Source organism: Phytohabitans maris (assembly GCF_031085175.1).
GTDB classification, from domain to species: Bacteria; Actinomycetota; Actinomycetes; order Mycobacteriales; family Micromonosporaceae; genus Phytohabitans; species Phytohabitans maris.
On the sequence record NZ_JAVHUY010000008.1, the window covers coordinates 111,769 to 123,951 of the forward strand.

The 12,183-nt window shown below is 73.8% G+C and carries 13 protein-coding genes; 7 read left to right on the plus strand and 6 right to left on the minus strand.

What is annotated here, in order from left to right:
- Nucleotides 1–127 precede the first annotated feature (127 nt).
- Nucleotides 128–850: a DUF4386 domain-containing protein gene (locus RB614_RS10470; RefSeq protein ID WP_308712211.1), complete on the plus strand. Its 723-nt coding sequence runs from the start codon at nucleotides 128–130 to the stop codon at nucleotides 848–850.
- Here RB614_RS10470 and RB614_RS10475 read toward each other — a convergent pair.
- The 3 genes from RB614_RS10475 to RB614_RS10485 form a co-directional block, all read right to left on the minus strand.
- The gene (locus tag RB614_RS10475; RefSeq protein WP_308712212.1) at nucleotides 816–1,658 is read right to left on the minus strand and encodes a siderophore-interacting protein; all 843 of its coding nucleotides are present in this window, start codon (nucleotides 1,656–1,658) and stop codon (nucleotides 816–818) included. The two genes, RB614_RS10470 and RB614_RS10475, sit on opposite strands and share 35 nt — an antisense overlap.
- A gap of 153 nt (nucleotides 1,659–1,811) precedes the next feature.
- Nucleotides 1,812–2,675 carry an alpha/beta fold hydrolase gene (locus RB614_RS10480; RefSeq protein ID WP_308712213.1) on the minus strand — a complete coding sequence of 288 codons (864 nt, stop codon included), beginning with the start codon at nucleotides 2,673–2,675 and terminating at the stop codon, nucleotides 1,812–1,814.
- A gap of 54 nt (nucleotides 2,676–2,729) precedes the next feature.
- The gene (locus tag RB614_RS10485; protein WP_308712214.1) at nucleotides 2,730–3,659 is read right to left on the minus strand and encodes a LysR family transcriptional regulator; all 930 of its coding nucleotides are present in this window, start codon (nucleotides 3,657–3,659) and stop codon (nucleotides 2,730–2,732) included.
- A gap of 80 nt (nucleotides 3,660–3,739) precedes the next feature.
- On the opposite strand from RB614_RS10485, the gene RB614_RS10490 reads away from it, so the two are divergent.
- Nucleotides 3,740–4,159, plus strand: a complete 420-nt coding sequence (locus tag RB614_RS10490) for a Rid family hydrolase (RefSeq protein WP_308712215.1) — start codon at nucleotides 3,740–3,742, stop codon at nucleotides 4,157–4,159.
- Between the two features lie 6 nt (nucleotides 4,160–4,165).
- Here RB614_RS10490 and RB614_RS10495 read toward each other — a convergent pair whose 3' ends face one another.
- Nucleotides 4,166–5,794, minus strand: coding sequence for a non-homologous end-joining DNA ligase LigD (locus RB614_RS10495; RefSeq protein ID WP_308712216.1), 1,629 nt, complete (start codon nucleotides 5,792–5,794; stop codon nucleotides 4,166–4,168).
- A gap of 84 nt (nucleotides 5,795–5,878) precedes the next feature.
- Here RB614_RS10495 and RB614_RS10500 point away from each other — a divergent pair, with 84 nt between their 5' ends.
- Together RB614_RS10500 and RB614_RS10505 are read left to right on the plus strand one after the other, a co-directional pair.
- On the plus strand, nucleotides 5,879–6,271 hold the full coding sequence (locus tag RB614_RS10500; RefSeq protein WP_308712218.1) for a nitroreductase family deazaflavin-dependent oxidoreductase: 393 nt from the start codon (nucleotides 5,879–5,881) through the stop codon (nucleotides 6,269–6,271).
- 115 nt (nucleotides 6,272–6,386) lie between these two features.
- A complete protein-coding gene (locus tag RB614_RS10505; RefSeq protein WP_308712219.1) occupies nucleotides 6,387–7,529 on the plus strand; it encodes a cellulose binding domain-containing protein in 1,143 nt (380 codons plus the stop codon).
- Nucleotide 7,530: 1 nt separating this feature from the next.
- Here RB614_RS10505 and RB614_RS10510 read toward each other — a convergent pair whose 3' ends face one another.
- Entirely contained in the window at nucleotides 7,531–7,776 is a 246-nt protein-coding gene (locus tag RB614_RS10510; RefSeq protein ID WP_308712220.1) for a helix-turn-helix domain-containing protein, read from the minus strand.
- The gene (locus RB614_RS10515; protein WP_308712221.1) at nucleotides 7,776–8,369 is read right to left on the minus strand and encodes a DUF2975 domain-containing protein; all 594 of its coding nucleotides are present in this window, start codon (nucleotides 8,367–8,369) and stop codon (nucleotides 7,776–7,778) included. The genes RB614_RS10510 and RB614_RS10515 overlap by 1 nt, the downstream gene beginning before the upstream one ends.
- Before the next feature lie 198 nt (nucleotides 8,370–8,567).
- Here RB614_RS10515 and RB614_RS10520 point away from each other — a divergent pair, with 198 nt between their 5' ends.
- The 3 genes from RB614_RS10520 to RB614_RS10530 all read left to right on the plus strand — a co-directional run bounded on the left by RB614_RS10520 (nucleotide 8,568) and on the right by RB614_RS10530 (nucleotide 11,709).
- The gene (locus RB614_RS10520) at nucleotides 8,568–9,581 is read left to right on the plus strand and encodes a LacI family DNA-binding transcriptional regulator (RefSeq protein WP_308712222.1); all 1,014 of its coding nucleotides are present in this window, start codon (nucleotides 8,568–8,570) and stop codon (nucleotides 9,579–9,581) included.
- A 125-nt stretch (nucleotides 9,582–9,706) separates the two neighbouring features.
- Nucleotides 9,707–11,380, plus strand: a complete 1,674-nt coding sequence (locus RB614_RS10525; RefSeq protein WP_308712223.1) for a sodium:solute symporter family protein — start codon at nucleotides 9,707–9,709, stop codon at nucleotides 11,378–11,380.
- 20 nt (nucleotides 11,381–11,400) lie between these two features.
- Complete coding sequence (locus tag RB614_RS10530; RefSeq protein WP_308712224.1) at nucleotides 11,401–11,709, plus strand: hypothetical protein; 309 nt, start codon at nucleotides 11,401–11,403, stop codon at nucleotides 11,707–11,709.
- Nucleotides 11,710–12,183 lie beyond the last annotated feature (474 nt).

Genomic DNA, 12,183 nt, shown 5'->3' on the forward strand with positions numbered 1-12,183 from the left:
ACCATACTACGGATAGATCGAGGCATGGCGTTCTCTAGATCGATTCCGCGCCGAGCGGTCGTTCCGGCGCGCCTTACGGGACGTTCCCTGATGTCCTGACGGCGGGCCGGGTGCGACCCTCACCGTCATGAGCCTCAATCCGGCCCGGATCGCGGGCGTGTGCTACCTCCTGGTGATCGCGGGCGGGCTGTTCGCCGAGGTCTTCGTGCGCGGCTCGCTGATCGTGCCCGGCGACGCCGCCGAGACCGCGTCGCGGATCGCCGCCGACGAGTCGCTGTGGCGGTGGGGCCTGGCGGCGCACCTGCTGTACCTGATCCCCGCCCTGGTCGTCAACGTCCTCGTACCCGGCCTGCTGGCCGCCCCGGGTTCGATGCCGGCGCGGCTGGCGAGCACGTTCGGCGTGGTGAGCGTGACCGTCGAGGGCGTGGCGCTGCTCGGCCTGTACGTGCCGCTCGCCCTGCTCGACGAACGCGCCGCCACGCCCGACCTGGACCGGGCGCCGCTCACCTACCTCGCCGTACGGCTGTTCTCGGCGGGCTTCGGGTTCGCGCTGGTCTTCTTCGCCGCGTTCTGCGTGCTGGTCGGGGCGCTGATCCTGCGGTACCGGCGGGTGCCGCGCCCGATCGGCGCGCTGATGGTCGCGGCCGGCGCCGGTTACCTGGTCAACAGCCTGGCGCTGGTGCTCGCCGACCGCGCGACGCTCAACGAGCGGCTGGTGCCGTGGATCCTGCTGCCCTGCCTGGTCGGCGAGTTGTCGCTCACGGCGTGGCTGCTGGTGAAGGGCACGCGGGCGGGCGTCCCGGCCGCGGCGACCGCTATCCGCGAGCCCGCCAGTAGCCGCAGAACATGATGTCGTCCTTCGGCACGCCGGCCTCGACCCAGGTGCGGCGCATGCCGGAGGCGAGGGCCTGCTCGCCGGCGACCCAGCCGTAGAACGGCTCGGCCGGTGCGGGCAGCGCCCGGGCCGTGGCCAGCGCGGCGACGCCCGGCGTGGCGTGCGAGCCGTCCCGGCTGACCCAGCTCACCTCGACGCCGTCCGGGGCGGCGAGCGGCTGGGCGTCGTCCGCGTGCGGTACCTCGATCACCGCGTGGCCGGTGATGTGGCGCGGCAGCGAGCCCAGGACGGCCGCCGCCGCGGGCAGGGCGGACTCGTCGGCGACCAGCCGCACCCGCTCCGGCGCGGCGGCCGGGTGGAAGCCGATGCCCTCGTCCAGGATCGCGACCGGGTCGCCCGGGCCGCAGTCCTGTGCCCATGTGGCGGCCGGCCCGGACGTGCCGTCGCCGGGCGAGCCGTGGATGACGAAGTCGACGTCCATCTCCGCCGGCTCCGGCCGGTACGCCCGCACGCTGTAGTTGCGCAGCACCGGCCGCGAGCTCTTGGAGATGGTGAGGAAGCGCAGGTAGGAGAGGGTGTTGAGCTTGGCCGGGAGGCGGGTCAGCGAGTCGCCGGAGACCGGGATGAAGAGGCGGAACCACTGGTCGTAGCCCATCGGCCGGAAGCGTTCCAGGTCGCCCTCGCCGAGCGTCACCCGCTGGAAGTGCGGCGAGATCCGCTCGCTGCGCAGCACGCGCAGGGTGAGCAGCTCGGAGACCTCCGGCTTGATCCGGACGGCGTTGAGGTTGGTCCGGGCCATGTGCGCGACACCTCCGCTGGTCAACTCAGCGTAGGCTAACCTAACCCGCCGCCCCGGGGAAGGCGACGCCCGGGAAGGGGCGCCGCGGGGAAGCCGGCGCCCCGGGGAAAGCGATCCGCCGGGCAAGGGTGCCCCGGCGTGGCGGCGCGGTGTGGTGCGCCGCCACGCGGCGGGGAGTCAGCTCGCGTCGAGGATCTTGCGGAGGGCGACCGCGAAGCCGGCCGGGTCGCCGCCCATGCCGTACTCGGCGGGCAGGTAGGCGCCGTGGTTGCCGGGCACCGTCACGGCGGCGGTGCCGAGCCGCTCCGCGACCGCCACGCCGCCCCGGTACGCCAGCTCGCCCTCCGACTCCGCGCCGACCGCGACCACGATCCGGGTCGCCGCCGCGGCGAGCGCCGCGAAGTCCGGCTCGTAGTGCGTGCAGGTGACGATGTTCTGCGCGAGCAGCGGGTCGTCGCGCCGGCCGTCGTCCTCGGCGGGGAGCCCGAAGTCGGCCGCGCCCGGCCCGGGCCGCTCGGCCTGGTCCGCCGGAACCGGTCCCTTGAGCATGGTGAGCGCGATGAACTTCGCCATCGCCGGCCCGAAACCGTCCCGCTGGTACGTGTCCCGGATGTCCCGGATCGCGGCGAACGCCGCCGTGCGGTCCGGCAGCAGCGCGGCGGCCGGCGGCTCGTGCGCGACCAGCGTGCGCACCCGCTCGGGGTGGCGGGCGACCAGCGCCAGCCCGTTGACGGCGCCGCCGCTGCTGCCGAAGACGTCCACCGGCCCGCCGCCGAGCGCGGAGACGACCCGGTGCAGGTCGTCGGCGTGCTGCTCGGGCGTGGCCTCACCGGCCGCCGAGCGGGGGCTCCGCCCGGTGCCGCGCGGGTCGTAGGTGACCACGGTCCGGTCCGGGAACTGCGCGGCCAGCGCGGCGAACCCGCTGGCGTCCATCGGTGACCCGATCAGCAGGAGGGCCGGCTCGGCGCTCTGCGCGGCGTACACGTCGTAGGTGACGGTGGCGCCGGGCGCGTCGACGGTCCGCGTCTGGGGGTTGGTCATGATCTCTCCTCCGGTGTGTGCCTGCCCGGGTAAGACGGCCCGGCCCGCCGGAACTCATCGGCGGCCGGCCGCCGACGGCGCGCGGGTGGTGCGGAAGGCGCGGGCGGCCGCGCGCAGGTGGGTCAGGAACCGGGCGGCGGTGGGTGGCGCGGTCCGGCCGGCGGCGGTGGCCGCGAAGACCCGGCGGACCGACTCGTCCTCGGCGCGCAGGCGCAGCAGCGCGATGTCGGCGGGCGTGCCGCGCACCGCGAGGGCCGGCACGAGCGCGACGCCGAGGCCGGCGGCGACCAGGCCGAGCTTGCCGGTCCACTCGGCGGCGACCAGGTCGATCCGCGGCTGGAAGCCGCTGGGCAGGCTGGCCCGCAGCAGCGTCTCCTCGGCCGTCGCGGAGCCGACCACGAACGGGTCGTCGGCCAGGTCGGCGAGGCGCACCGTGCGGCGCCGGGCCAGCCGGTGGTCGCGGGCGACCGCCACCAGCAGCCGCTCGTCGAGGAGGTGGTGCAGGTCGAAACGACCAGGATCGCCCAGGCCCGCCGGGGGCGCGCTCACGACCGCGACGTCCGCGTCACCGGCGGTAAGCCTCTCCAGGAGTACGGGCGTGGTGCCCTCGACGAGCGACAGCGCGACATCCGGGTGGGCGTCGCGGAACGCGGCCAGCGCCCGGGGGACGAGCGCCGCGACGGCGGTCGGGAACGCGCCGACCCGCAGCCGGCCGCCGCCCAGCCCGCGCAGGGCGTCGAGGTCGCGGCGGGCGGCGGTGAGCCGGTCGAGCACCGCCTCCGCGTGGGGGAGCAGCGCCCGCCCCTCCTCGGTGAGCGCCACGCCGCGCGGCAGCCGGTCGAGGAGCCGGGCGCCCACCTCCGCCTCCAGCGCGGCGACCTGCCGGGAGACCGCCGACTGGGTGAAGCGGAGCTGGCGGGCGGCGGTGGTGATCGAGCCGTACCGCGCGACGGTCCGGAACACCTCCAGCAGCCGGGTCTCCACCGCCCCATGCTAGCGACGCATGGCGGCCATGCCGGACATTCGTTGGTCGCATGCCGCCCACGGCCCTAGCCTGGGCTCCCATGGAGCTGACCCTGGACAACCCGGCGGCGGTGGCCGCGCCGTTCGGCGATCGCTTCGCCCACGTGGCCCGGCTGGACACCGGCGGCGGTGGCGCGCTGCTGCTGCTCGCCGGCCAGGTCGCGGTCGACGACGCGGGCGCGGTGGTCGCCCCCGGCGACGCCGGCGCGCAGGCGGAGCGGATCTTCGAGATCGTCGCCGGCGTCCTCGCCGCGCACGGGGCGACGCTCGCCGACGTCGCGCACGTCCGCACGTTCATGACCGACCTGGACGACCTGCCCGCCTACGCCGCGGTCCGCCGCGCCCTCTTCCCGGCGGCGCCGGCGACCCTCCCGCCGGCGAGCACCACGGTCGAGGTCAGCCGCCTGTTCCTGCCCGGGGCGGTGCTGGAGGTGGAGGTCACCGCCGTCGTCCGCCCGTAGCCGGCGTCAGTCGAGGCGGGGCAGCCGCTGCGAGTGGTCCAGCAGGTCGCGGAAGAGGTCGCCCTTCGCCTCGATCCGGTCCACTATGGAGCGGATCGTGAACGCGTCGGGGCGCAGGTCGGGGTCGTCGAGCTCGTCCCAGCCGATCGGCGCCGACACCGGTGCCCCGGGCGCCGGGCGCGGGCTGTACGGCGCGACGAGCGTCTTGTTGACCGCGTTCTGGGTGAAGTCGAGGCGGGCCTTGCCCTTCCGCTCCTTCACCTCCCACTTCCAGCTGACCAGGTCCGGTACGACCGCGCCGACGGTACGCGACAGCTTCTCCACCCAGGCGCGGGTCGTGGCGAAGTCCGGTCCGCGCCAGCCGCGCTGGGTGACCGGTACCCAGATCTGGATGCCGCGCCGCCCGGTGACCTTGGGCCGGGCGAAGGCGCCGACGTGCTCCAGGGCGGTACGGTGCAGGCGGGCGAGGGCGAGCAGGTCCTCCCAGGTGGTCTCCGCGCCCGGGTCGAGGTCGATCAGCGCCCACGTCGGACGGTCCGGATGGTCCACTGTGGAGGTCCAGGCGTGCCACTCCAGCGCGCCGAAGTTGGCCGCCCACACCAGCGCCGCCGGCTCGTCCACGACCAGGTACGTCCGCGTCTCGCCCGGGTCGGCGTCCGGGTTGGTCCAGCGCGGCAGCCAGTCCGGCGCGTGCCGCGGCAGCTCCTTGTGCCAGAAGCCCTTGGCCTGCGCGCCGTTCGGGTAGCGGTGCATGTTGAACGCCCGCCGCCGCAGGTAGGGCAGCACGGTCGGGGCGATCCGCGCCGCGTACCGCAGGAGCTCCCGCTTGGTGACCGGCTCCTCGCCCGGCAGTCCCGGAAAGAGCACCTTGTCGAGGTTGGTGACCTTGAGGTCGCGGCCGAAGACGTGCCACACGCCACCCGACCCGCGCAACTCGTCCAGTTCGCGCAGCGCGCCGTCGCCGGCCGGGTCGGCGGTGGCCTTGAGCGGTACGGCGGCGCGGGCGGCCGGCTGGTCGGAGCGCCACATGCGTTCCGGGTCGGCCTTGACCTCGTCGTTGGTGCGGCCGCTGCGCACCGAACGCGGGTGCTCCTCCGGATCCCACCCGCCCCGCGCGAACTCGTCCCGCTTGTGCAGCAGCAGCCACCGTTCCCGGTCGCCGTCCTTGCCCGTGCGGACCAGCACGAAGCGGCCGCGCAGCTTCTCCCCGAACAGGTCCATGTGCAGCTCGCCGCCGGCCAGTGCGCGCCCCGGGTCGTCCACCCCGTCCGCCGGGCGCCAGGTGCCGGCGTCCCACACGATGACGTCGCCGCCGCCGTACTCGCCGGACGGGATGATCCCCTCGAAGTCGATGTACTCGATCGGGTGGTCCTCCACGTGGAACGCGGCCCGCCGCGCCTTCGGGTCGAGCGTCGGCCCCTTCGGCACCGCCCAGCTGGCCAGCACGCCGTCGACCTCGAGGCGGAAGTCGTAGTGCAGCCGCCGCGCCCGGTGCCGCTGCACGACGAAGCGCGGCGCGCCCGCCTCCGGGCGGCCACCGTCGCCGGCGGGCTCGGGCGTGCGCGCGAAGTCACGCTTGCGCCGGTACTCGTCGAGGGTCTCCCCGCGCCCCGACCCGCTCCTGGTCGGCGCCATGCCTCCTTCTTACCCGCCCGCGACCGCGCCTACCGCCGTTCTCCCGGACCGGTATTCCCGCCCGGCCGAGCGTATGGTGGGCGGGTGGTCCTTCCCCGCCGACTGGCCAGGGCCAACCGCGTCGTGGGCAACCGGGTGCTCGGCCCGGTCGCGCGGCACCTGCCGGGCTTCGGCATCGTGGTCCACCGCGGCCGCCGCAGCGGCCGCGCCTACCGCACGCCGGTCAACATCTTCAAGACCACCGACGGGTACGTGGTGGCGCTGACCTACGGCCTCGGCGACTGGACCCGCAACGTGCTGGCCGCCGGCGGCTGCACGGTCGAGATCCGCCGCCGCCCGGTCCACCTGACCGACCCGCGCCTGGTCGACGACCCGACCCGCTCGGCCGTGCCGCTGCCGATCCGTCCCATCCTGGCCGCCCTCGGCGTGACCGAGTTCCTCCACCTCCGCCCGATCCCGCCCTCGCCAGGGCTGTGATCGCGTTTCTCCGGACGGGATCTGCCTTTCGGACGTGTGTGCGTCGAGCGAGGTTCGAGCCGGGCTCGAGCTGACACACCTTGACGCGTGTCGATGGCTGGCGCATTGTCGGAGCATGTCAGGCGTGCGTTCCACCGCGGGTATCCGTCGTCTGCTGCCGGGTCTGCTGGCCGCCACCCTCCTGCCGGCGGCCGCGTTCGGGGCGCTGGTCGTCGCGGTGCCGGGCGCGGGAGCCAGCCCGCTGCCGGGCGCCGCCGCGCTGGACACGTCGCCGCCGACCCCGCCGACCCCGCCCACGACGCCGACCACACCGGGCACCTCGCCGTTCCCGCCGGGCGCGCCGGGCAGCCTCACCGCCAGCGCCGTCACGACCGGGTCGGTGACGCTGACCTGGACCGCCGCGACGCCGGGCTGCTGCGCGGTCACGGCCTACGACATCACGTACACCCAGGCGTTCAACGACATCGTCTGGAGCACGCAGGTCGGCAACGTCACCACCGCCACCGTCACGGCGAACATCTCCCGCGCCAAGCAGTACAGCTTCTACGTGTCGGCGCGGGACAGCATGGGGCGCCGCTCGCCGGCCTCGAACTCGGTGCAGGTGGTCACGCCGAACACCGACACCGGGCCGGACACCACGCCGCCGAGCCGGCCGGGCGGGCTGGAGCTGGCCGGCCAGGGGGCCACGACCGCGCAGCTGGCCTGGACCGCCGCGACCGACGACGTGGGCGTCATCGGGTACGACGTCTACAGGTTCGACGGGCTCTACATCTCGACACTGCTCGCCACCGTGACCGGTACCGGCGCGGGCGTGCCGCTCGGGCCGGGGCGCAACCTGTTCTACGTACGGGCGCGCGACGCGGCCGGCAACGTGTCGATCGCGACCAACCTGCTGACCGTGCAGGGCGCGACCAACCCGCCGGTGACGCCGGGGCTCTGCCTGGTGACGTACACGAACCAGGCGCAGTGGAGCGGCGGCTTCGTGGCCGCGGTGACGATCCGCAACACCAGCCCGTCGACGGCGGTGGACGGGTGGACGCTGACCTTCGCGTTCCCGGGCGACCAGCGGGTCACCTCCGCATGGGGTACGCGGGCCGTCCAGACCAACGCCGTGGTGACCGCGCAGAACGCGGACTGGAACCGGAGCGTCCCGCCGGGCGGCAGCGTCAGCTTCGGCATGCAGGGCGCCTGGAGCGTCAGCAACGCCGCGCCGACCGCGTTCGCCCTCAACGGGACCGGCTGCGTGGTCGGGAGCTGACCTACGGCTGGCGCGCCCCGCGGCGGGCCGGCCGGTGGATCGTGAGCAGGTCGCCGGGCTGGCAGTCGAGCGCCTCGCAGAGCGCGGTGAGCGTGCTGAAGCGGATCGCGCGGGCCCGCCCGTTCTTGAGGATCGACAGGTTGGCCAGCGTCACCCCGACCTGGGCGGAGAGCTCGGTGAGGCTCATGCCGCGGTCGGCGAGCAGCTTGTCGAGGTGCACCTCGACGCGGTCCTCCTCGGCCGGCATCAGATCACGCCGTCCAGCTCGACCCGCATCCGCACGCCCCGCTTGAACACCTCGGCGATCGCCAGGAACGCGATCCCGACCAGCCACCACCCGCTCCAGAAGAAGCCGCCGACCGGGCCGTCCACGATCGGGGCGGCCAGGGCCCGGTAGGCGAGTTCCTCGACCACGTCGGCCGCCAGCCCGCCGGCGATCACGGTGAGGCCGAGCAGCCGCAGCAGCCGTACGTTGCCGGCGGTGAACGGGTCGCCGCGCCGGGCCTCCCGGACGATCCGCACCAGCAGGAAGAGCATCGCGATCACCACGCACTTGGTCGGCAGCGAGGTGGCCATGTGCAGCAGGCTCTGCGTGGCGGTCGGCTCCTCGACCAGCGCCCGCACCTGGGCGGACGGCTCGACGGAGACGCCGTCCGGCAGCCGGCCGGGACCGGCGAGGCCGCCCGCCTGGCTCAGCGGCACCCCCACGGTGAACGCCGCGCTGGGCGCCACGGTGACCTGGAACAGGGTCGCCACCGCCGTGAACAGCAGCGCGCCCACCAGGCCGAACCAGAGCAGCCCCAGCCAGTCCAGCCGCGTCAGGCGTACCTTGATCGGCATCGCGGTGCCCCCTTATCGAAAAGCGATACATCGATAGTCGATATGAAAGCCGGTGCTGTCAAGCCCCCCGCGAAGCCGTGCCCGCGCCGCGACTGGACTAGGCTGATCATCGGAGCGCCACGCGTTCCGCCACCCCTCCGCTTGCTCGGCCGCCGGGCGACGGTGATCCGCATACGTATGCACGCCAAGGGGCCGCCGATGACCCGGGTACCCACCAGCAAGGACGTCGCCAAGGCCGCCGGCGTCTCCCAGCCCACGGTGTCCCGGGCGCTGGCCGGCCACCCGCAGGTGTCGGCCGCCACCCGCGAGCGGGTACGGAAGGCGGCGCTGGAGCTCGGGTACGTGCCGCAGGAGTCCGGCCGGGTCCTGCGCAGCCGCCGTACCCGCCGGATCGCCGTGGTCTGCGGCCCGGACGACCTGCTCAGCCCGTTCCGCCCGCAGCTGGTCGTGCCGCTGCACCAGGCGCTGGCCGCGGCCGGGTACCGCACGACGCTGATCGCCGAGAGCGGGGACGCCGCCGTGCTCTCCCAGGTCACCGACGGCTCGGTGGACGGGGTGCTGGTGACCGCCGCGCGGGCCGGCTCGGCCGTACCCGGGCAGCTGGCCGCCCACGGGGTGCCGCACGTGCTGGTCGACCGGCTCGTACCCGAGGCGGGTCATCCGACCTGTGCCGCCGACAACCGGCAGGGAGCCGCGGAGATCGCCACGCTCGTGGCCGGCCTCGGCCACCGGGAGGTCGCGCTGGTGCTCGGCCCGCGCCGGCTGCGCACCAGCCTCGACCGCGAGGCCGGCTTCCGCAGCGTGCTGGCCGCCGGGCGCGCGGTCCGCACCCGGGTCCTGCGCGGCGGCGTCGACCACGCCGCCGGGGTGGCCGCCGCCCGGTCCCTGCTCGGCGCCGCCCACCGTCCGACCGCCATCCTCTGCGCCAACGACACGATCGCGCTCGGCGTGCTGCACGAGGCGCGGCTGCGCGGTGTCGACGTGCCGGGGGAGCTGACCGTGACCGGCTTCGACGACATCCCGATGGCCGGCTGGGAGCCGTACGCGCTGACCACGGTCCGCCACGACACCGGGCGGATGGCCGCCGAGGCGGTACGGCTGCTGCTGTCGCAGCTCGGCCCGGACGTGGACGGAGCGGCGCCCGAGTCGGTCGTGCTCCGCGCCGACCTGGTGCTCCGCCAGACCCACGCTCCGCCGCCTTCGCCCAGTTGACGCCTTCGCCCAGTTGACGAGGACAAACGCCCAAATCCGCCCCGCATGATTCTTTTTCCTGTTTCGTGGGTACGTGGCCCTCGTTGCGAACGGCCGCCAGCGGCCACGAGCGGAGGAGACGTGCCGTGGAGGAAGCGTTGCGGATCGACGCCAGCTTCATCGACTACGTGCTGGTCGCCGTCTACTTCGCCGTCGTACTGCTGATCGGCCTGGCGGCCCGCCGGCGGATCTCGGACAGCCTCGACTTCTTCCTGGCCGGGCGCTCCCTGCCGGCCTGGATCACCGGCCTGGCGTTCATCTCCGCCAACCTCGGCGCGGTCGAGATCATCGGCATGTCCGCCAACGGCGCCCAGTACGGCATGCCGACCATGCACTACTACTGGATCGGCGCGGTGCCGGCGATGCTCTTCCTGGGCGTCGTGATGATGCCCTTCTACTACGGGTCGCGGGTGCGCAGCGTGCCCGAGTTCATGCTGCGCCGCTTCGGTCCCGGCGCCCACCTGGTCAACGCGCTCAGCTTCGCGGTGGCCCAGGTGCTGATCGCGGGCATCAACCTCTTCCTGCTCGCCAGCGTCGTCAACACCCTGCTCGGATGGCCGCTGTGGGTGGCGCTGGTCCTGGCCGCCGCGATCGTGCTCAGCTACATCACGCTGGGCGGCCTCTCCGCGGCGATCTACAACGAGGTGCTCCAGTTCTTCGTGATCGTCGCCGCGCTGCTCCCGCTCACGCTCATCGGCCTGCACCGGGTGGGCGGCGTCGACGGCCTGATCGACAAGGTCACCAACGCCCAGGGCGGCGGCGCCGAGCAGCTCAGCTCGTGGCCGGGCAACGAGCTCGCCGGGTTCAGCAACTCGTTCCTGTCGGTGCTCGGCATCGTGTTCGGCCTCGGCTTCGTGCTCTCCTTCGGCTACTGGACCACCAACTTCGTCGAGGTGCAGCGCGCGATGGCCACGCACAGCATGTCGGCCGCGCGGAGCACGCCGATCATCGGGTCGTTCCCGAAGATGTTCATCCCGTTCGTGGTGGTCATCCCCGGCATGATCGCCGGCGTGCTGGTCGCCGAGACCGCCTCGCTCAAGGCCGGCGGCGACGGCGGCGGCACCACGTACAACCAGGCGATCCTGCTGCTCATCCGGGACACCCTCCCGAACGGGCTGCTCGGCGTCGCGCTCGCCGGCCTGCTCGCCGCGTTCATGGCCGGCATGGCCGCCAACGTCTCCGCCTTCAACACCGTCTTCAGCTACGACCTGTGGCAGCGGTACGTGGTCAAGGACCGGCCCGACGCCTACTACCTGACCGTCGGGCGCCTGGCCACGGTGGGCGCCACGATCCTCGCGATCGGCACCGCGTTCATCGCGTCCGGCTACGAGAACCTGATGAACTACCTGCAGACGCTCTTCGGCTTCTTCAACGCGCCGCTGTTCGCCACGTTCATCCTCGGCATGTTCTGGAAGCGGATGACCGCCACGGCCGGCTGGGTCGGCCTGGTCGCGGGCACGGCGGCGGCGGTCACCGTCTGGGGCCTCAACGAGGGCGGCGTCTACAACCTGCCCGGCCAGGGCGCCGCGTTCGTCGCGGCCGGCGCGGCGTTCGTCGTGGACGTGGTGGTCAGCGTGCTGGTCAGCCGGGCCACCGCGGCCAAGCCGGCGACCGAGCTCCGCGGGCTGGTCTACTCCGAGACCCCGAAGGAGCAGCGCACCGACCCGGCCGCGAGCCGCCTGCCCTGGTACCGGTCGCCGGTCAAGCTGGCCGGCATCTCCCTCGTGCTCGTCGTCGCCCTGAACGTCGTCTTCCGCTGACCGCCCCCGAGGAGTCCGAGATGAGCGACCAACACCGCACCGGCCGGACGGCCGCCCCGCACCGCGCCGGCTTCTCCGACGTGCGCACCGTGATCGGCCTGCTGGTCGGCTTCTACGGCGTCGTCCTGGTCGTCATGGGCATCGTCGCCGAGTCCGCCGAGGACCGCGCCAAGACCGGCGACGTCAACGCCAACCTCTGGGCCGGCCTGGCCATGCTGGTCTTCGGCATCCTGTTCGTCCTCTGGGCCTGGCTCCGCCCGGTGATCGTCGACCCCGACGAGACCGAACCCCCACCGGACAACCCACCCCCCGTCGGCGGCGCCGGCTAGCCCGGCGGCCAGCGGAGATTCGCATTTGCCCCTTTGCGTTTGCCCCGGCCCGGGTCACCCGCGGACCGCATGCGCTCGCCGACTTCCCCGCCCTCCGCGGCCGGCTCCGCGCGGGTTTGGTCGCGCTGTCCGCCGCACCCGGGATGTGCGTGCGCGGAGCTCTGGAGCTGCCCGCACAGACGGGGCACCGCGGGAGCGACCGGTCCGGACCCGATGCCACTCACCTTGAGTCGATCACGGAGCTGGGCCCGTGCCCGGGCCGCGCCGACCTTGCCCACGGTGATCGTGGTATTCCAGTGCCCCCTGCGGGGCACCTGAGTACCACGATCTCGGCGAACGAGGTGGATCTGGTCGTTGTCCGCGCGGATTGCGGGCCGGACGGGGTGTGAAACCGCGGAGGGTGCGGCCGCGGGAGCGACGGTCTGGACCACGACGGGCGTCGCGGTAGCCCGGATCTGTGTCTTCGTCCGTGAA